The following is a 20,242-nucleotide window of genomic DNA, read 5'->3' as shown; positions in this document are numbered from 1 at the left end:
GTATGGCGTCGATAAAAATAGAAAATGTCCAAAAGGCGTTCGGCAAGACCATTGCAGTGGATCAATTAAATCTGGAAATTAAAGACGGAGAGTTTTTTACTTTTCTTGGCCCAAGCGGCTGCGGGAAAACGACAACACTCCGAATGATTGCCGGGTTTTACTATCCAACGAAAGGTGTTGTCCGCTTTGGTGATAAGGATATGACGCGTGTGCCCCCGGAGAAACGAAATACAGGCATGGTTTTTCAAAACTATGCCCTTTTTCCTCATATGACGGTATTTGAAAATGCTGCATTTGGGCTCAGGGTTAGGAAAGTACCTGGAGCTGAATTAAAGAAGCGGGTACAGGATGTTCTTCAGAAGGTAAGACTCGACCAATATTCAGACCGTCAAGTGAGTCAGTTGAGCGGAGGGCAGCAGCAGCGTGTCGCGTTAGCACGTGCACTTGTGATTGAACCGGAAATTCTTTTGCTGGATGAACCGTTAAGTAATCTTGATGCAAAGCTTCGTGATGAAATGAGAAGTGAGATTCTTAGACTGCAGCGCGAGTATAAAATCACGACCATTTATGTTACACATGATCAGGCAGAGGCCTTATCGATGAGCGACCGAATTGCTGTTTTTAATTATGGTGTTTGTCATCAAGTGGGAACACCTTCTGATATCTATAATGCACCTGTAAATGATTTCGTCGCGGGTTTTATTGGGGAAAGTAATTTATTGCCTGCACGGGTGGAAGACATGAATCAGGAAAAATTGAGTGTTGGGTTAGTCGATTCCTCCAATGAAATGAGACTTGTTGTACATAATAATCCGCTGAATGTGAAGGGTGATTTAACAATTGGCGACAGTGGACTTGTGACCTCCATTCGCCCGGAAGCCATTACTGTTCACCGAAATGATACCGGCGGTGAGAACGTTTTTAAAGGAAGTGTTGAAAGAGTGGAGTTCTTTGGCTCTACAATTAACGTGAGTGCACGTATTAATCAAGTATTGCTGCAGGCAAATATGCTGAATAATGGTGCTGGCGGATTTAAGGTGGGAGAAGATGTATGGGTCGAGCTTCCCGCTGCACATATTCGGGTGCTTCCGGTTGTCAGTGGTGACAGCCTATGATGAAAAATCGTGAGCATCGATTAACGTTCTTCCTGTTGATTCCGGTCGTCCTGGTGCTCGTGGCGTATGTGCTTTATCCGTCATTACGGACCTTTTTTGAAAGTTTGCAAAGTGACGGGGGACTGACGCTTTCGAATTATCAGGATTTCTTCAGCCAAGAATCAAAAACCAATTTAGAAGCGTTATGGAACTCGGTTTATATTTCCGTCCTAAGTGTGGTAGCTAGCGGGTTAATTGGTATTCCGCTCGCACTCATTTTTAATAGGTATCAATTTCCGGGCAGGGGGCTGTTTGCGACAGCAGCGATTATGCCGATTGTACTGCCGTCACTTGTTGGTGTAATGGCCTTTATGTTTTTATATGGTGAATCAGGTCTTATTCCCAATTTGGTTAAAGATTTATTCGGCCTTAAAGAAGTACCGTTCCAGATTGGCGGCGTGTCGGGGATTTTAATTGTTCATGCTTATACGATGTATGTGTACTTTTATATGATGGTCTCAGCAGCCATAGGTAAAATTGATCCTTCTCTAGAAGAGGCTGCATCTAATCTAGGTGCGAGTAAGTTTAAGGTGTTTTGGAAAGTAACCTTTCCATTAATGACACCGGCGATTGTTGGTGCGTCACTACTTGTATTCATGATTTCTATGGCATCCTTTAGTGCACCGTTTCTTCTAGCAGGCGGGTACCGGGTGTTGAGTTTACAAATTTATTTCTCGAAAATTAACGGTGATATGGAGATTGCCGCTACACAATCTGTGATTCTCTCTGTTGTTTCCATTGGTTTCTTACTCTTAATGCGCTGGTATCAGAATCGTAAGGATTACCGAATGGCGTCTAAAGGAATCGGAGCGCATCGCAGCGAAGTGAAAAATCCGGTGATGAAATGGGTCATGGCTGCAGTTGGTGTAATTGGCGTCATTATTTTACTGCTGCCGCATTTTACGATTTTACTGCTTTCATTGGTCCCAGATGGAACATGGACATTCCAAACGTACCCGTCCACGTTTAATTTTGAAAACTTCCGTCTGTTATTTGAGGATCCGAACATCTTCAAGCCGTTAAAGAACAGCTTGGTGCTTGCAGTAATTGCGACTGCAGGAAATTTGGTTTTTGGTGTGATTGCTTCATACGTACTGGTGAAGCGCAAATTTGTTGGGAAAAGCTTTATTGATATCTTGGTAATGATCCCTTGGGCATTGCCTGCGACCGTTATTGGGATGAACTTGGTTTTTGCTTTTAATGAAAAAAGTATTTTCAGTTTTGGGCAGATTTTAGTCGGGACATTTTGGATTCTGCCTCTTGCTTATTTTATCCGTCATATTCCGCTCGTTGTTCGGTCGACGAATGCGGTGCTTGAGCAGTTGGATGACTCGATTGAGGAAGCATCGAGAAGTCTTGGTGCAAAATGGTTTTATACGTTTAGAAAAGTAATTCTGCCGATTATTATGCCTGGTGTATTATCGGGTACCTTGCTTGCCTTTGTTGAATCAGTGGGCGAGTTTCCAACCTCTGTCTTACTGTATACCATCTCAAATCGGCCGATTTCAATTGAAATTATGAATCAACTTCGGATGTTTAATATGGGTCAGGCAGCTGCATATGGAATGATCCAAATTACCTTAATCGCACTTGTCCTACTTATTTCAAACAAGTTCTTCGGAGTGAAAGCCGAACGATCTTTGACATAGGGAGTGGAAAGATTGAATAAACTTGATGATTTTCTGAAGAATGAAGGGCAGACGTTTCCTGGAAAAACGTATGTCGAAGAACTGCTTATGCCCGTCTTTAATGATCAACGCGATTTTTTATTTCATGTCATGTTCGATATTCACCGTGCACATGTCATCATGCTGACTGAACAAGGGATCATTCCTGAAGTTGAAGCGAAAGTGATGTTACAAGGGATAAATAAGGTGGCACAGACAGATGTTGGGCTGCTGCTTTATGAGCCTCAGTTTGAGGATTTGTTTTTTATGATGGAAGCAAAGATTGGTGAGGAAATTGGTGCAGAGTTAGCGGGCAAGATTCATATTGCCCGAAGTCGGAATGATATGGGGGTGGCCATGTACCGCCTTGTGCTGCGTAGTCATTTCATACAGCTGCTTGGAAGTGCACATTCGTTAAGCGAAGCTATATTGACTCAGGCAGAAAAGCACACCACCACGTATATTACGGGCTACACACATACGCAGCCGGCACAGCCGACAACACTTGGTCATTACTTTCTCGCAATCTATGATGTGTTACAACGTGATATTCACCGTCTCTGGTCCGCCTATGAAAATGTCAATCAGTCTCCGCTTGGTGCTGCGGCACTAACGACAACCGGCTTTCCAATCAACCGAGAACGAACACGCGATTTACTTGGGTTTGATAGAATCGTTGAGAATTCCTACGATGCAATTGGCGGTGCCGATTATCTGCTTGAAACGGCGACTGCCTTGATGACGTGTATGGTCGATACTGGCCGCTGGATTCAAGATTTTCTTCAGTATGTTACACGAGAATTCGGGACTTTTTATGTGGCAGATCCTTATGTGCAGGTGAGCAGCATTATGCCGCAAAAACGTAATCCTGTATCAATTGAACATTCTCGTTCCATCGCAAGCTCCGCATACGGCGATGCACTTGCTGCGATAAACATGATTCATAATACGCCGTTTGGCGATATTGTGGATACAGAGGATGATTTGCAGCCGCATTTGTATCGTTCGTTTACCAATGCGAACCGGGTGTTTAAACTGATGTATGCGGTCATCACGACACTGAAAGTGAATGAAGAGCATACAAAGAAAATGGCCGCTAAATCGAGTATTACTATCACCGAACTTGCGGACACCCTTTCAAGGGAGTACGGGGTTTCCTTTAGAAAAGCTCATTCGATTGCCAGCCATATCTCGAAGGTAACCATCGCAGAAAAAAAGGAGCTCTATGACTGGAGCGTGGATGAAATCAATCAAATTATTAAGGCATTTGTTGTGGTCAGACTGACAGAAGCTGAGTGGAAAAAAATCATCTCACCCGAATACTTCGTCGAAATCCGCAGCGTCCAAGGAGGACCCAACCCAACTGAAGTACAACGAATGATTGACGAACGCAAGCATTCATTAGCTAATAAAATCAAAGACTATGAACAAACCGTAATGACCCTAAATCAAAAACATAAAACGCTAATAGAATTTAGCTTTTAATTGGAAAGAGGCTGTGACAAGATGTCACAGCCTCTTTTGATTTGAATCTTATGACTCCGCTCTATCTAAAAGTTACTTCCACACAATTTAGCCCGTTCCGCACATAAAAGTGGCTGAAGCGAACATGAATTAGCCATTCCGCACATAAACCCTGCGATTTCGCACCAAGTCGTCGCTGGGAAGCGGCAAAGAAGCCCGCAGCACAGGTTCAAAGGACGTTTTGTTTTGTGAAAATGGGTATCTTTCTTTACTAATGTTTGGAAATCTAAATTAGATTTAGTAAATGACGCATTTTCAACAACCCCAGGGACCTTGAAACGTTTTCAAGAGCCTGGAGATGCTTCCGCACATAGATAGGGCTTGTTCCGCACCAAAAATGACTGAAGCGCACACGAATTAGCCATTCCGCACAGAAATGAGCGCCAAGTACACATAAACCCTGCGATTTCGCACAAAGTTGTTGCTGGGAAGGGCAAAGAAGGATCAAGGGTGGTTTTTCTTGTGACTTTCGAACAGGTTTGTAGATTTAAAGATTCAGATAGTAATTTTTAAAGTTTGATATATCAGAAAAATGATAAAAATGAAAAAAAGATTGACGTGCTTCAATTTCTCGCTTATGCTAATTTCATTATTAAATACATAATTGATTTCTTATCCAGAGAGGTGGAGGGATATGGCCCTTTGAAACCTCGGCAACAGGTTCCTTGTGAATACTGTGCCAATTCCATCAGGTTCGCCTGATAGATAAGAAGAACAGAAAGCTAGTTATTATTTATTCTGTCCTCTTCTTAAAAAAGAAGGGGACTTTTTGTTGTTTGGGGATGAAAAAAGGGGGAGTAAAAAATGGAGAAAATAGTTAGAGAGCTTTCTGTGCTGCACGGACCTTCAGGCTTTGAACAGCCAGTTATCCGTTACATAACGTCAGAACTGGAATCATTATCAGACGAGTGGTCTGTGGATCATCTTGGTAATATTACTGCGATAAAAAAAGGAAGTAGACCGGGGCCAAGGCTGATTCTTACAGCGCATATGGATGAGGTAGGCTTTATTATTCGAAGCATTACACCTGATGGCTTGATTAAGGTCGAGTCTTTAGGAGGACATGATATTCGAATACTGGCCGGTCAAAAGGTGCGGGTTCGAACTGGTACTGGGTATTTAATTGGTGTGTTTGGCGGGATTTCTGCCCATTATCGGAAGTTTGAAAGTGAAAGCAAGCTTAAGTCTGTCAGAGAATCCTATATCGATATTGGAGCCCGGTCCAAGAAACAAGCGATCGATATGGGTGCTGCTATTGGGGATTCCGTTACCTGGCTTTCAGACGTTACCGTTTTGGGCAACAGCGATACAGGGAGGCTAGTTGGCAAGGGCTTTGATGACCGGGCAGGCTGTGCGGTGTTGTTACAGGTGCTGAAGGATCTTCCGGATTTCTCTGGAGAGCTCGTTTTTATCTTTACGGTTCAGGAAGAGGTAGGCCTAAGAGGGGCGAAAGTAGCAGCAGAAGGGATTGCCGCAGATGCAGCGATTGCCATTGATACGACAGCAGCCAGTGATACGCCAGAATCTGTCCTGGATGATGAGCTTCATATCGGTGGAGGAGTTGGCATTAAGGTCATGGATGCGAGCTTAATCGCCCATCCAGCCATTAGAGAGAAGCTGAAGACACTAGCAGTAGAGGGAGGAATTCCGTATCAGCTGGAAGTATTTCCTGGAATAGGGACAGATGGTGGAGCTGTTCACCTCTCCAACAAAGGGATACCGACAGGCGTGCTTTCTATTCCATCCCGTAACGCACACTCTCCAATCGAAATTATTGATATCACAGATTTAGAAGCTGCCAAAGACTTGCTTACTTTGTTTATTACTAATGAAGATGAGCTGCTAAGCTTCACTTCCTTTTAAAAATATGTAAATAAGACAGGTGAATCCTATGTATGTAATAAAACGCTTAATAACGATGGTTGTGACCCTCTGGATTATTATGACGCTGACCTTTGTCATTATGAACAGTATACCGGGCGATCCATTTGCGTCAGATGCAAAATCATTACCGGAGGAAATTGTTAAAAATATGAGAGCGAAATATAATTTGGACGAACCGCTGCCTGTTCAATACGTTCTCTATATGAAGGATTTGCTTCATTTTGACTTTGGTCCTTCGATTCAGTCTAAGACAAGAGATGTAAATACATTGATAGCAGAAGGGTTTCTGCCATCAGCTATATTGGGTCTGCAAGCAATGGTTGTTGCCATTATACTAGGTTTGGCTTTGGGCATTATCGCTGCCCTCAATCATAATCGAGGGCTAGATTACCTTTCAATGATTGTGGCAATAGTGGGGATTTCTGTACCGAGCTTTATATTGGCACCTTTGTTGATTAAATACGGTGCTGTCGAGGCAGGAATCCTTCCGGTTGCCTCGTGGGGAACGTGGCAGCATACAATTCTTCCTACTATTGCCTTGGCAGTCGGTCCGCTTGCGATTATCGCCCGATTTGTCAGAACAAGCATGTTGGAGGTCTTAAGCCAAAACTATATGAAAACGGCTGAGGCGAAGGGACTTTCCACGGTATATATTGTCTGTAAGCATGGAATTCGGAATGCAATCATCCCAGTCATTTCCTTTATTGGACCGCTGTTTGCATCAATAATTACCGGAACATTCGTAGTAGAGAAAATATTCGCAATTCCCGGTATTGGAAAATATTTTGTAGACAGTATTTTTAATCGAGATTATCCAGTCATTCTGGGTACAACCATTTTTTACAGCACTATTTTAGTCTTAACGCTATTTCTGATTGATTTGTGCTACAGATTTGTCGATCCGAGAATAAAAATGACGAGCGGAAGTGAATAAGCGTGCCAGAAGTAAATGACAGTATGTTTAAGCCTGTCGATCGCAGCAGGTTACGAATCAGAACAAAGAGCCGTCCTGTTATGGGGTATTGGCATGAAGTGGCACTAAAGCTTGCGAAGAACAAGTTGGCGTTAACGGGTTTCTTTTTATTACTAATCATTCTAACGCTGTCGATAATTGGACCTCACCTCCTGCCTTTCACTCCAAGCCATCAATCATTGACGGAAGGCAACTTAAAACCTTCTGCCAAGCATTGGTTTGGTACCGATGACTTAGGGAGAGATATTTGGGTACGGGTCTGGACAGGGGCTAGAATTTCGCTATTGATTGGGATTATCGCAGCCATTATTGATTTAATTATGGGGGTTTTGGTAGGAGGAATCTCAGGTTATATGGCTGGAAGAAGCCGAGCAGGAGATAGAATAGACGGCTTTTTAATGAGAATTGTAGAGATTTTGTATGGAATCCCTTACCTTCTTGTCGTGATTCTACTGATGGTTGTTATGAAACCGGGATTGACTACGATGATTCTGGCACTCTCGATAACAGGATGGGTGGGCATGGCGAGAATTGTGAGGGGGCAAATTTTGCAGTTAAAGCAGCAGGAATACGTGATGGCCGCTGAAAAGCTGGGGACCTCCCATTTCAAGATTATTTCAAAGCATTTGCTGCCAAATATGATGGGCATTATTATTGTCAATCTAACTTTTACCATTCCACAAGCCATTTTTTCAGAATCATTTTTGAGTTTTTTAGGATTGGGTGTTCAAGCGCCGACAGCAAGCTGGGGAACGATGGCTAACGACTCTCTAGGTGTAGTTTTAAGCGGTCAGTGGTGGAGATTGTTTTTTCCAGCATTGATGATTTCGTTAACGATGTTTGCCTTTAATGCGTTTGGAGATGGGTTACAGGATGCGCTTGATCCGCGTTCTGAGAAGTAAGGAGAGATTATGTATGAGAGTATTAGAAATTGATAATCTACATGTGTCATTCAAAACACGTGGAGGAGAAATCCATGCGGTGAGAGGTGTAGATCTTCATGTAGAAGATGGTGAGACGCTAGCGATTGTAGGAGAAAGCGGCTGCGGAAAAAGTGTGACTGCCCAATCGATCATGGGGATGATTCCAAAACCCCACGGACGAATAAAAGGAGGCAGCATCAAATTTCGAGATCACGAAATGACGACTCTATCGTCTAAAAAACTTAGAGAAATAAGAGGAACAGAAATTGGCATGATTTTTCAAGATCCAATGACATCGCTTAATCCTACGATGAAAATAGGACATCAAATTGATGAAATCTTTATAAAAAAATTAAAACTTTCAAGGGACGAGGCAAAGAAAAAAACGATCAAACTGCTTCAGGAAGTTGGAATAGCGGATCCCACTACACGTTATTCCGATTATTCGCATCAATTTAGCGGTGGGATGAGGCAGCGCGTTGTCATTGCAATCGCCTTAGCAGCTAACCCAAGTTTACTCATAGCGGATGAACCGACGACAGCACTTGATGTAACCATCCAGGCTCAAATACTCGAATTATTAAAACGAATTCAGTTAGAAAGGCAGACATCAATCGTGTTAATTACTCATGACCTTGGTGTCGTAGCTGAACTGGCTGATAGAGTATCCGTGATGTATGCAGGAATCGTCGTAGAATCGGGCACGGTCCATGACTTATTCGAGTCTCCTAAGCATCCCTATACATGGGGACTGCTGAAATCCGTTCCAAATATTCATTCTCAGGAGAAAGAACGGCTTATGGCTATTGAAGGAACACCTCCAGACTTGTTCGATCCACCTATGGGATGTCCGTTTGCACAGAGATGTCCGTATGCGATGGAAGTGTGCATAGAGTATCTGCCCGAGAAAGAGTTCTTTTCCGAAAGTCATAGCGCACGCTGCTGGCTTCAAGATAAGCGGGCAAAAGGGTACAGTGAAATTGCGGCCGGAGGTGAACGTCATGGGTGAGACCATTCTCGACGTACAGAATGTTAAGAAGCACTTTAAGGCGGGCAAGCATCAAACCATAAAATCTGTCGATGGAATCTCCTTTGACATTCGAAAGGGAGAAACATTAGGACTTGTCGGAGAAAGCGGCAGCGGGAAAACGACCTTGGGAAGAACCCTTGTGGGAATCTATGAAGCTACTGAAGGAAAAGTGATTTTCGATGGAAGGGATCTATCCAAACTGGATCGAAAAAGCAAGAAAATGGTCAATCGAGAAATTCAAATGATCTTCCAGGATCCGCAGGCCTCCTTAAATCCTAGAATGAAGGTAGGAGACATTATTGCTGAAGGACTGGATGCCTATCGTTTGAAAAAAGGCAGTGCAAGAAAACAGAGGATTATTGAGTTATTGGAGAAGGTTGGACTAAGTCCCGAGCATGCTGATCGTTTTCCACATGAATTCAGCGGCGGGCAAAGACAGCGTATTGGTATAGCGCGTGCACTTGCTGTGGAACCTTCTTTCATTGTAGCCGATGAGCCGATATCTGCTCTGGATGTCTCCATTCAAGCACAGGTTGTTAATCTATTAGCTGATTTACAGCAAGAGTTTGGGTTGACCTACTTGTTCATTGCCCATGATTTGGCCATGGTTAATCATATCAGCGATCGAATCGGTGTGATGTATTTGGGACAAATGATGGAGCTTGCTGCAAGCGATGAGTTATTCGCTGAACCGCTGCATCCCTATACGAAGGCGTTATTATCCGCCATTCCTGCAAGTGAGCCGAGTTTAAGAGGAGCCAAAGAAAGAATCCTTTTGGGAGGTGATCCGCCAAGTCCTATCGAGCCCCCTTCAGGCTGCCCATTCCGTACCCGCTGTCCTGCAGCGATGGAGGTTTGCGCTAAGCAAAAACCACAGTGGAAGGAAATAAAAAATGAGCATTACACCGCATGCCACTTATATGGATAAGGTGAGAAGAGCATGTACATAAATCAACGTTAGATAACGGGAGGAAATTATGAAGAAATTATCATTATACATACTAACAGTCATCCTGGTCGTTCTTACTGCATTAAGTGGATGCGGCAAGAATGAAAAGACAGCTCAGGGAGGGTCAGCCAAAGAGGTTGATCAAACCATTACAGCCAATCTAGGCGGTGAACCGTATACATTGGACCCGGCCTTTGCATCTGATACGACTTCCTATTGGGTAATTGACCACTTATATGAGGGATTGTATTCATATGATAAGAATGGCAAGGTCGTAAAGGGAACAGCAAGCAAGGTAGATGTATCAGAGGATGGTAAAACGTATACCTTTACGATTCGTGATGATGCTAAATGGTCAAATGGAGATGCCGTAACGGCGAATGACTTTGAATATTCGTGGAAAAGGGTGTTAAATCCAAAGACAGCAGCCTATGATCCTTCTAGCTTCTATTATATTAAAGGAGCCGAAGAGTACAATACAGGCAAAGGTTCGGTAGATGATGTCGCTATTAAAGCGGAAGATGAGAAAACCCTCGTCGTACAATTAGATACACCAATTAAGTTTTTCCCAACTGTTCTGCAAGGACACGGATTCCTGCCAGTCAACCAACAAGTAGTCGAAGCAGATGAAAAGTGGGCAGCAGAGGCAGAAGGCATTGTCTCAAATGGGGCGTATGTTGTGTCTGCTTGGAAGCACAACGACGAAATAACGCTTGATAAGAACAAAGAACACTGGAATACAAAGAATATCGGTCTGGATTCAATCAAGTTTAAAATGATTGCCGACGCCACGACTGAATATCAAATGTTCAAGTCCAAGGAATTGGATTTAGTAAAATCAATTCCCTCTGAAGCCATTGATCAAGAGAAGAGTAGTGATGAATATATCAGCTCCCCTTCTTTTAGTGTTTATACCTATTCATTTAATGTCAACGAGAAACCATTTACGAATAAAAAAATTAGACAGGCATTTGCCTACGCAATCGATCGAGATGCCATTACGAAAAATGTTTCCAAAGGTGGAGAGAAAGCTGCGTACGGGTATGTAGCATACGGAGCAGAAGCCCCTTCAGGAAAGGACTTCCGTGATGAGGTTTCCGACTATTATTCCTTTGATGCAGATAAAGCGAAAAAACTGCTGAAAGAGGGACTTAAAGAAGAAGGCTGGAGTACTCTTCCTGAAGTAACGTTAAAATACAATTCTGAAGCTAATCATAAGAAGATAGCGGAAGCACTTCAGGAAATGTTCAAAGAAAATCTTGGAGTAGAGACAGTGCTTGAAAATCAGGAGTGGAAAACATACATTGATTCATTTAAACAAAAGAACTTCCAAATCGCTCGTATGGGCTGGGTCGGAGATTTCCTTGATCCGTATCCAGTATTGAATTTATACAGTACGAAAAGCTCCAGCAACTTTACAAATTGGAGCAATACGAAATATGATAAACTACTGTCTGATTCCTTAGTAGAGCAGGATGAAGCCAAGAGATATGAATTGCTCCATCAAGCTGAAGAACTATTAATGACCGAAATGCCAATCATACCTATTTATTTCTCATCACAAAATGCACTAGTCAGCAAAAAGGTAGAGGGAATTCGCTTTGACGCTTTAACAAGCCCTGATCTGCGATTTGCCAAGGTTACAGAATAAGCGGATGTACAAGAATTATTTCCTTTCATGTGCGGCATCGATGTTACTCTGCCAACTGCTAACCTTCACATCAGTACTATCACAAGATAGAGTCATAGATGTAAACCATCTCTTTATAGCTGGTTTATTCCTCTTGATGGTTTCGGCTGTAATCTATGTAGTGAACAGTGGCTTTTTTCACCTGTTCTTTATAGGCTTTCAACAGCTTAAAAAGGGATTGTTTAGAGAGCCGGAATATATGAAGGAGATCAATATAGGACTTACCCAGTGGAAACAAAGGCTATACAAAGGAACCGCCAGTTTTGCAGGCGGAATTGGAACAGGGCTAGTAGTGCTATCCACTTATTGGTCATTTTAAGAATTAAAAAAAAGAAGCAACCAGATGTAATAATGGTTGCTTCTTCTTTTTATTTTGCTGATTTTAATAGTTGGATGACTTTTTTGGCAACTGCACCACCTGATGCTGGATTTTGTCCACTGACCACGCGATCATCAGCTACGGCGAATGCTGCCCAGTCGTCGCCTTTCACGTAATTGGCGCCTCTATTGACAAGTTCATCTTCTGTTAAAAATGGAACTGCTTTATCTAATCCAAGGGCGATTTCTTCAGTATTTGCAAAGCCTGCAACCTTTTTGTCCGCAATTAGATAGTTACCTGCCGCATTTTTAATATTTAATAAGCCAACAGAACCATGACAAACAGCTGAGACAATTCCGCCATTTTCATGTATATTACTTGCGATACTTTGTAACTTTTCATCATCAGGGAAATCCCACATTACACCGTGCCCGCCTGTATAATAAATGGCATCATAATCTTTAGGATTCACTTCATCTGCTGATAAAGTAGCACTTAGCTTATTTAAAAAGTCAGGGTTGGAATAATATTGCCAATCTAATTCAGTCATTTGATCTGCTTCCAAGCTGTGTGGATCTATCGGTGTAAATCCACCATTAGGGCTTACATAATCAACGTTATATCCTTCCTTTTCCACTTCGTCTACAAAATGAACAGCTTCTCCTAACCATAACCCTGTTGCACGGTCCTGATTTGGGTACTTAGAAATATTAGTGACCACTACTAAAATGTTTTTCATTATGCATTCTCCTTTTTATTTGATAGTATCAACCTTAAAGGTTAAACCATACTTTAAGTCAAGGAGGATGAATTATGTATTCCATTCAACAAGCTAGCCAACTCGCTCAAATTCCTTCAAGTACTATTCGATATTATGAAAAAATAACGTTAATTCCTCCTATAAAAAGAAACAAACAAGAACATCGTACATTTGATGATAAAGACATTGAAATCCTTAATTTGATCAGATGTTTCCGACATCTAGGTATGTCGATTGAAGATATAAGAGCAAGTATTTCAACCATAAATTTAGAACATGATGAGATGAACACCAAAGCAATTTTATTTCAGCACAAGAAAAAGTTAGAGGAACAAATTGGTATTTTAAATGCCTACATTGATGAAATCGAGAAAAAAATAGTTAGTTGATGAATAAATGGATAGACAGCCTTTTGCTAGTCTATCTAGTGATTAATAAGTTTGAAAATTCTAATAAGTTATTGTCAAACCACTGGCTATTGGATATATTTTAGATACTTATATAGTAGGGGTGGCGTTGTTGTGAAACCAATTATTTTAGGCATCTGTTCCGCCTTCTTTTTTTCGATTACGTTTATTTTAAATCGCTCGATGGAGTTGTCTGGCGGGAGCTGGCTTTGGAGTTCGTCGCTGCGTTATTTTTTTATGGTGCCTTTTTTATTGTGTATCGTACTGGCACGAAAAAATCTGAGGCCGCTTTTTGACATGATGAGGGAACGGTGGGGCAGCTGGATTCTTTGGTCCACCGTCGGTTTTGGTCTATTTTACGCTCCCCTTTGCTTTGCTGCCGCATATGCACCTGGCTGGCTGACGGCTAGTACTTGGCTGATTTCCATCATTTCAGGCTCGCTTTTGGCGCCCTTATTTTTCGTGACAGCAGGTGGGAAAACGGTACGGGGGAAAATTCCATTCCGAGGCCTTACTTTTTCCGTCCTGATCTTAGCAGGAATTGTCCTGATGCAGATCGAACATGCTGGACATATATCTAGCATAGAAGCGGCGCTGGGATTTTTCCCCGTTCTTATCGCGTCCTTTGCCTATCCGCTAGGCAATCGGAAAATGATGGAGCTTTGCGGGGGGAAGCTGGATGTGTTCCAACGGGTACTTGGAATGACAATTGCCAGTTTGCCATTTTGGCTGGTACTATCGGTATTCGGCGTACTGCAAGCGGGGCTTCCCAGTGCTGGGCAAACGTTTCAATCACTGCTCGTTGCTATCAGTTCCGGCGTAATTGCGACCGTCCTTTTTTTCAAAGCAACTGATCTCGTTCGTGGGAACATGACAAAACTAGCTGCGGTCGAAGCGACTCAGTCAATGGAAGTTCTATTTACCGTCTTTGGTGAATTACTGATTGTTTCTACTCTTTTCCCGTCACTGTTGTCTTGGGTGGGGATGTTGATTATTATGGTTGGTATGGTGCTGCACAGTTACTTCTCTCAAAGAATGAACAGGAAGTTAAGGGTACAACTATAGCTTCTTTGTCTTCGATTGGGACGTAACCAATTTTAAACAAAAACGCCTGATGTATTCAGACGCTCTGCTTAGTTTGGTTTCTTTTTTTTACCCATAACCAACAAACGATAATGCCAAGGGTACCCCCAACAGTGTCTAGCACTACATCCTGGATCAGAGGCGTGCGATCACCAGTGATTTTTTGGTGAAGTTCATCTAAAGAAGCATAAAGAATGACGAACATTAAAGCACCAGGAAACCAGAGTTGTTTCTTCTTAAGGAAGTAACTTAGTACTCGATAGGTTAAAAAGCCGAGGACGAAGAAAATCGATAAATGGGCTGCCTTGCGAATAAAGAATTGAACAAATGAGACAACGCCTACGCTCTGAACGCTGACTTCACTTCCTGCATAATTGAAAGAGATACCATCCAATTTATCTTCTAAATGTAAGGGTTCTAGATATGTTTGTAAAACAGGGGTAAGATCCTGTTCTTGATAGGGTTGCGCAGAAAAATTAAAGATAACTAGCATCCAGCATACGAATACAATGAAGAAAATTGTTTTTTTTGTCATGAACGGACCTTTCGAGGTAGGAGTACCTTTTAGTATAATCATTTCCATTTTATAATTCGCACTGAAGCTTGTCTAATTAATAGGAGAAAAACAGTTGATTTTCAATCTATGTACCTAATGTTTTACCAGTAGAAGGTATAGGAAAAACCTCCTAGGCGGGAGGTTTTCCATTTCCTACAGTTTCAATGTTATGAAGAGTTTATAATCGACATACCCTTGACCATCACAGGTTGCACAGTCAATAAATGAATCGTAATTACCCGTACCATCACAGGCGGGACAATGTCTGTACCCGGCAGGCACTTTCTTTACGGGACCTGTATAGAAAAAGGTTGAAAGAATACGTAAAAAGTCTATCACAATCAACACCCTCTCTACTGTAATTATATTCATTATTTGGTAAAAAATCCAGTTTAACTTATAAGTAGATACATAGTTATTTGAATTTTCAGAACAAATATTTGACGGTGTATTTTTCTTGATTTAGTATAAATGTAACAGCTTGATTGCAGGGGCATAAGTGGTTCGTATGTTTGAAGTTTTGAAAAGGAAAGGGGGAATCAATTTTGAAGGGGAAGGTTGCTGTGATGACTGAGGCCGAGGTAATGGAGTATCGGGATTATGAGGTACCTGAGCCTGCGGCAGGCGGAGTTGTGGTAAAGGTTTTGCGGACGAATATTTGCGGATCTGAACTGCATATTTGGAAAGGGATGCATCCGACGAAAAAGAGCGGTGTCCTTGGTCATGAAATGGTCGGGGAAGTGTATTCGCTTGGCGAAGGTGTGGACCGAGATTATGCGGGAGAGGGTATTAAGGTTGGTGATCGAGTCGTTGCTGCCTACTATATTACGTGCAGAAAATGTACGCCATGTCAGGAAGGTAACTTTCATCTTTGTGAACATGCCTATGATTTCTGGAATTTGGAGCCGGATGTTGCCCCTCATTTTCATGGAACGTTTGCGACTCATTATTATATCCACCCTGATCAATATTTTTATAAGGTGCCGGATTCTGTGTCAGATGTTGCGGCTGCCAGTGCTAATTGTGCGCTGTCGCAGGTGTATTTCGGTATTGATAAGGCCCAGATTACCTATGGTCAAAGTGTTGTCATTCAGGGCGCTGGAGGATTAGGGTTGAATGCTGCAGCGGTAGCAAAGGAAAAAGGGGCAACGGTAATTGTCATTGATGGGGTGCAAAGCCGTCTAGAGCTTGCAAAGAAATTTGGTGCAGACCATGTGATTAATTTGAATGACTTTTCGACACTTGAGGCGCGGGCTGAGCAAGTGTTGCGGTTAACTGACGGAAAGGGCGCACATGTTGGCATCGAGGTAACGGGTGTTCCTGCGGCATTCGCAGAAGGTATCCATTTGATCCGGCTTGGTGGAAAATATGTGAGTATCGGCAATATCTCACCTGGTAAACTAACACCGTTTGACCCAGGATTGTTAACAAGAAAGTCCATTCAGGTGCTTCCAGTTGTTCGGTATGATCCATGGTATTTAAAGAAGGCGTTGGATTTTCTGAAGTCTACATCGGAGAAATATCCTTTTAATGAAATGCTTGACCGGGAATTTTCACTAGCAGAAATTAAAACGGCATTAGATGAGTCGGCAGCTAGAAATGTAGTCAGGGGATCGATTGTGATTGCAGGAAAATCCGCGCTAGTAAATGAAAGCGTTACCAATTAAAAGGGGGCTATGATAATGATTAAACCAAAAGTGTATGTGCTGGATACAGGGACGATGCAAATGGATAAAGGATTTATGGTGGCGATGCATAATCCGGCTTCGATAAACAATCAAAATCCGCCGGCTGAGTTTGTTGAATTTCCAGTGTATGCAGTTCTGATTGATCACCCTGAAGGTAAAATTCTCTTTGATACGGGCTGTAATCCAGAGGGGATGGGCGATGACGGCAGATGGCCAGAAGGGGTTCAAGAATTATTTCCATATCAGGCATCTGAAGAGTGCTACCTAATCAACCGACTAGCTCAATTAAATGTCCGGCCGGAGGATATTAAGTATGTGGTGGCTTCGCATTTACATCTTGATCATGCCGGCTGTTTGGAATTGTTCAAAAACGCGACGGTGATTGTTCATGATACAGAGCTGTCAAATACAATGAAAACCTATGCGATCAATAAAGATATGGGGGCTTATGTGTGGGCAGATATTGATCAATGGATCAAAACAGGCGTGAACTGGAAAACCATTATGCCGCATGAAGATGAGCTGGAGCTTGCTGAAGGAATTAAAATTCTGAACTTTGGGCCGGGACATGCCTGGGGAATGCTTGGTCTACATATCGAGCTGCCGGGTGAAGGGGGAATTATTTTAGCATCTGATGCGGTTTATTCTGCTGAAAATTATGGTCCGCCTGTTAAGATCCCTGGGATTATCTACGATTCAGTCGGGTTTTTAAACGCGGTGGAACGAATTAAAAAGTATGCCGAGCGCACCAATTCACAGGTATGGTTTGGCCATGATTCTAAGCAATTTAGAGAGTTTATTAAGTCAACCGAAGGATTCTATGAGTAATTAGGGGGCGTCTAGATGAAAACTGTTGAAGTCATAGTGTGCGGCTCGATTATTGCTGGGAAAGAAATCGTTTCGGATCGGAAAGAATTAAGCGTGACTAACCCGTTTACCAATGAAATCATTGGGCAGATTTTTTGTGCGACAGAAGAAGATGTTCAAGAAGCCGTTGAGATTGCGGACCAGGTTTATCACTCGACAATGAAGCAGATGCCGGCCTATGAGCGTTCGCGGATTTTACGGGTTGCGGCAGATTTGTTGGAAAGCCGTGGAGAAGAATTTGTTCGTCTTCTCGCAATGGAAGCAGGAAAACCGGTTCGTGAAGGACGTGTTGAAGTCAAAAGGGCAGTCCAGGTGCTTCGATTTGCTTCTGAGGGAGCGAAACAGATTAAAGGCGAGCAAATCCCGATGGACAATGCGATTGGCGGCGAACACCAAATTGGCTTTTCAAAGCGCGTTCCGTTAGGTGTAGTGGCGGCGATTACCCCATTTAATTTTCCACTTAATCTAGCGCTGCATAAGATTGCACCAGCGATTGCCGCTGGAAATACGGTTGTGTTAAAGCCGGCGGAGAAAACCCCATTAACAGCAGGGTTAGTATATAAAATTTTTCAAGAAGCGGGGCTTCCAGAAGGGGCATTTAATATTATTATGGGTCCGGGAAGTGAGCTGGGTGAGGCACTTGTGACTCACAAGCTGGTTAAAAAGGTGACGTTTACAGGAAGCGGTCCGGTAGGCTGGCAGATTAAGAACTTAGCGTATAGGAAAAAAGTGACCTTAGAATTAGGGTCAAACGCACCGAATATTATTTTTGATGATGCCGATTTGGAGTCGGCGGTATCATCGATTGTGAGAGGCGGCTATACGTTTGCTGGTCAAGCCTGTGTGTCGGTGCAAAGATTATATGTGCAACGGGGAATCTATGATTCGTTGGCTGAACAGCTGGTGGCTGCCGTGAAAACATTGACGCCGGGCGATCCATTAGACGAAGCAACAATGATTGGTCCGATGATAACTGAAGAAGCCGCCATTCGGGCTGAAGCTTGGGTTCAAGAAGCTGTTGATCAGGGAGCAGACATTCTATGCGGCGGCAAAAGAGAGGGTGCGATGGTTGAACCTACTATTCTAGCAAATGTTCAACCATCGATGAAGGTTGTCTGCGCGGAAGTCTTTGCGCCAATCGTCAGTTTGATACCGTTTGATAGTGAGGAAGAAGTGATCCGTGCTGCCAATGATTCCGAATATGGCCTACAGGCGGGCGTCTTTACCAATGATATTAACCGAGGATTCCGAATGGCTGATTGTTTAGAGACAGGCGGTGTCTGGATTAACGAGGTTTCTGTTTTACGATATGATCATATGCCGTATGGCGGGGTCAAGTCGAGCGGAATTGGTAAGGAAGGCATCCAATATGCAATTGAGGATATGACAGATATTAAGTTTATTGGGATTAATGTGAGAGGGAGGACTATATGAAAATACGAGCAGCAGTGCTTCATGAGTTAGGATTGCCTCAGCCATATGCAGAAAGTAAGCCGATAAAAATCGAAACGTTGGAGTTGGATTCCCCGCAAATGGGTGAAGTATTAATTCAAGTGAAGGCAGCGGGTCTTTGTCATTCAGATTTATCCGTGATAAACGGAAGCCGGCCGCGCCCGCTTCCGATGGCATTAGGGCATGAAGCGGCGGGAATTGTCGTCGAAGTAGGGGAAGGAGTAACCGATCTTGAGCCAGGTGACCATGTGGTGTGTGCGTTTGTCCCAAGCTGCGGACATTGTTTGCCTTGTCAGGAAGGAAGACCAGCACTTTGTGAACCGGGAGCAGCTGCTAATGGTGAGGGAACGCTGTTGAACGATGGACGCAGGCTCCATTTAAATGGTGAAGAGGTGTACCATCATGTTGGTGTGTCAGCATTTGCCGATCATGCGGTGGTCTCAAGAACGTCGCTGATAAAGGTAGTAAAAGATATCCCGTTTGATGAGTTGGCGTTATTTGGCTGTGCCGTAATCACAGGAGTCGGCGCGGTGGTGAATACGGCTAAAATCGAGATGGGCAGTACGGTCGCGATTATCGGTCTTGGCGGAGTTGGGTTGAGTGCGTTATTAGGCGCAGTCACAGCTGGAGCGGGACGGATTATTGCGGTTGATTTGAATGAAAGCAAACTAGCTAAAGCGAAGGAACTGGGCGCAACGGATATCTTTGATTCGAAGCAACCAGACTTTATCGAGGAAATTCGAAGGGTAACCGGAGGCGGAGTCGATTATGCCTTTGAAACTGCCGGAGCCGTTGCTGCCATGGAAATCGCCTATAAGATTACTAAACGAGGCGGAACAACGGTCACAACCGGATTGCCGCATCCAGAGCATAAATTCTCTTTCCCGCAGGTAACGCTGACAGCCGAAGAACGAACCATCAAAGGTTCCTATGTCGGCAGCTGTGTACCTAACCGAGACATCCCAAGATTTATCCAGCTATACAAACAAAATAAACTCCCTGTCCACGAACTCCTAACAGGATCCATCACACTAGAAGAAATCAACGAAGGATTCGATCGACTAGCAAACGGAGAAGCCACAAGAATCATACTAACGTTCTAATCAAGAACCCGTACAAGGAAAATTGTACGGGTTTTTTTGTGTGCAAAGCAAAGAGCAGAGGGGTTGTTGAAAATGCGTCATTTACTAGAATCTGAGTTGGATTTCCAAACGTAAGTAGAGAAAGATACTATTTTTCAAAAGATTGTATGTATTTCAACTACGGTACGTGCGCGGACTGGAGGAGTTTGTGTGCGCTTCAGCCACTTTTTTGTG

At 43.1% G+C, this 20,242-nt stretch carries 19 protein-coding genes and 1 riboswitch; of the genes, 16 read left to right on the top strand and 3 right to left on the bottom strand.

All coding sequences use genetic code 11. The annotated features are described in order from the left end of the window. Positions 1 to 2 precede the first annotated feature (2 nt). The 10 genes from WYK_RS06740 (at position 3) to WYK_RS26285 (ending at position 12,113) form a co-directional block, all read left to right on the top strand. On the top strand, positions 3 to 1,115 hold the full coding sequence (locus WYK_RS06740; protein WP_040373774.1) for an ABC transporter ATP-binding protein: 1,113 nt from the start codon (positions 3 to 5) through the stop codon (positions 1,113 to 1,115). After that, positions 1,112 to 2,803, top strand: coding sequence for an ABC transporter permease (locus WYK_RS06735; RefSeq protein ID WP_040373773.1), 1,692 nt, complete (start codon positions 1,112 to 1,114; stop codon positions 2,801 to 2,803). Before WYK_RS06740 ends, WYK_RS06735 begins: the two co-directional genes overlap by 4 nt. A gap of 12 nt (positions 2,804 to 2,815) precedes the next feature. Then, positions 2,816 to 4,306, top strand: coding sequence for an argininosuccinate lyase (gene argH / locus WYK_RS06730; protein ID WP_040373772.1), 1,491 nt, complete (start codon positions 2,816 to 2,818; stop codon positions 4,304 to 4,306). A 648-nt stretch (positions 4,307 to 4,954) separates the two neighbouring features. Beyond that, a riboswitch (SAM riboswitch) is annotated at positions 4,955 to 5,057 on the top strand. 92 nt (positions 5,058 to 5,149) lie between these two features. Then, positions 5,150 to 6,208 (top strand): M42 family metallopeptidase, encoded by a 1,059-nt coding sequence (locus WYK_RS06725; RefSeq protein ID WP_040373771.1) that lies wholly within the window; start codon positions 5,150 to 5,152, stop codon positions 6,206 to 6,208. A 28-nt stretch (positions 6,209 to 6,236) separates the two neighbouring features. Continuing rightward, the gene (locus tag WYK_RS06720; protein ID WP_040373770.1) at positions 6,237 to 7,163 is read left to right on the top strand and encodes an ABC transporter permease; all 927 of its coding nucleotides are present in this window, start codon (positions 6,237 to 6,239) and stop codon (positions 7,161 to 7,163) included. A gap of 23 nt (positions 7,164 to 7,186) precedes the next feature. Continuing rightward, on the top strand, positions 7,187 to 8,104 hold the full coding sequence (locus WYK_RS06715; protein WP_040373811.1) for an ABC transporter permease: 918 nt from the start codon (positions 7,187 to 7,189) through the stop codon (positions 8,102 to 8,104). 13 nt (positions 8,105 to 8,117) lie between these two features. Then, positions 8,118 to 9,134, top strand: coding sequence for an ABC transporter ATP-binding protein (locus tag WYK_RS06710; protein WP_040373769.1), 1,017 nt, complete (start codon positions 8,118 to 8,120; stop codon positions 9,132 to 9,134). After that, positions 9,127 to 10,083 (top strand): ABC transporter ATP-binding protein, encoded by a 957-nt coding sequence (locus tag WYK_RS06705; protein WP_040373768.1) that lies wholly within the window; start codon positions 9,127 to 9,129, stop codon positions 10,081 to 10,083. The genes WYK_RS06710 and WYK_RS06705 overlap by 8 nt, the downstream gene beginning before the upstream one ends. 49 nt (positions 10,084 to 10,132) lie before the next feature. Beyond that, positions 10,133 to 11,755 (top strand): peptide ABC transporter substrate-binding protein, encoded by a 1,623-nt coding sequence (locus WYK_RS06700; RefSeq protein WP_040373767.1) that lies wholly within the window; start codon positions 10,133 to 10,135, stop codon positions 11,753 to 11,755. Between the two features lie 4 nt (positions 11,756 to 11,759). Beyond that, entirely contained in the window at positions 11,760 to 12,113 is a 354-nt protein-coding gene (locus tag WYK_RS26285; protein ID WP_081704800.1) for a DUF3899 domain-containing protein, read from the top strand. 49 nt (positions 12,114 to 12,162) lie between these two features. Here the strand turns inward: WYK_RS26285 and WYK_RS06690 are convergent, their stop codons facing one another. Then, entirely contained in the window at positions 12,163 to 12,852 is a 690-nt protein-coding gene (locus WYK_RS06690) for a type 1 glutamine amidotransferase domain-containing protein (protein WP_040373765.1), read from the bottom strand. Positions 12,853 to 12,926: 74 nt separating this feature from the next. Here WYK_RS06690 and WYK_RS06685 point away from each other — a divergent pair, with 74 nt between their 5' ends. Both WYK_RS06685 and WYK_RS06680 read left to right on the top strand, forming a co-directional pair. Then, a complete protein-coding gene (locus WYK_RS06685) occupies positions 12,927 to 13,262 on the top strand; it encodes a MerR family transcriptional regulator (RefSeq protein WP_040373764.1) in 336 nt (111 codons plus the stop codon). A 132-nt stretch (positions 13,263 to 13,394) separates the two neighbouring features. Continuing rightward, positions 13,395 to 14,345 (top strand): DMT family transporter, encoded by a 951-nt coding sequence (locus WYK_RS06680; protein WP_040373763.1) that lies wholly within the window; start codon positions 13,395 to 13,397, stop codon positions 14,343 to 14,345. A 55-nt stretch (positions 14,346 to 14,400) separates the two neighbouring features. On the opposite strand, the gene WYK_RS06675 is transcribed toward WYK_RS06680, so the two are convergent. Beyond that, the gene (locus WYK_RS06675) at positions 14,401 to 14,898 is read right to left on the bottom strand and encodes a VanZ family protein (protein ID WP_040373762.1); all 498 of its coding nucleotides are present in this window, start codon (positions 14,896 to 14,898) and stop codon (positions 14,401 to 14,403) included. Between the two features lie 174 nt (positions 14,899 to 15,072). Beyond that, entirely contained in the window at positions 15,073 to 15,258 is a 186-nt protein-coding gene (locus WYK_RS24490; protein ID WP_152526426.1) for a hypothetical protein, read from the bottom strand. Between the two features lie 206 nt (positions 15,259 to 15,464). Between WYK_RS24490 and WYK_RS06670 the strand changes: the two genes are divergently transcribed. Genes WYK_RS06670 through WYK_RS06655 form a run of 4 tightly spaced genes read left to right on the top strand, consistent with a single transcriptional unit; the run spans position 15,465 to position 20,029 of the window. Beyond that, positions 15,465 to 16,586, top strand: a complete 1,122-nt coding sequence (locus WYK_RS06670; protein ID WP_235782456.1) for a zinc-binding dehydrogenase — start codon at positions 15,465 to 15,467, stop codon at positions 16,584 to 16,586. 15 nt (positions 16,587 to 16,601) lie between these two features. Next, entirely contained in the window at positions 16,602 to 17,435 is an 834-nt protein-coding gene (ahlS, locus tag WYK_RS06665) for an AhlS family quorum-quenching N-acyl homoserine lactonase (RefSeq protein ID WP_040373761.1), read from the top strand. A gap of 15 nt (positions 17,436 to 17,450) precedes the next feature. Continuing rightward, positions 17,451 to 18,908 carry an aldehyde dehydrogenase family protein gene (locus WYK_RS06660; protein WP_040373760.1) on the top strand — a complete coding sequence of 486 codons (1,458 nt, stop codon included), beginning with the start codon at positions 17,451 to 17,453 and terminating at the stop codon, positions 18,906 to 18,908. Then, positions 18,905 to 20,029, top strand: a complete 1,125-nt coding sequence (locus tag WYK_RS06655) for a zinc-dependent alcohol dehydrogenase family protein (protein WP_040373759.1) — start codon at positions 18,905 to 18,907, stop codon at positions 20,027 to 20,029. Before WYK_RS06660 ends, WYK_RS06655 begins: the two co-directional genes overlap by 4 nt. Positions 20,030 to 20,242 lie beyond the last annotated feature (213 nt).

Source organism: Peribacillus psychrosaccharolyticus ATCC 23296 (assembly GCF_000305495.1).
GTDB classification, from domain to species: Bacteria; Bacillota; Bacilli; order Bacillales; family DSM-1321; genus Peribacillus; species Peribacillus psychrosaccharolyticus.
Note: the sequence above shows the minus strand (reverse complement) of the source record. Positions and strands in the feature narration are given on the sequence as shown.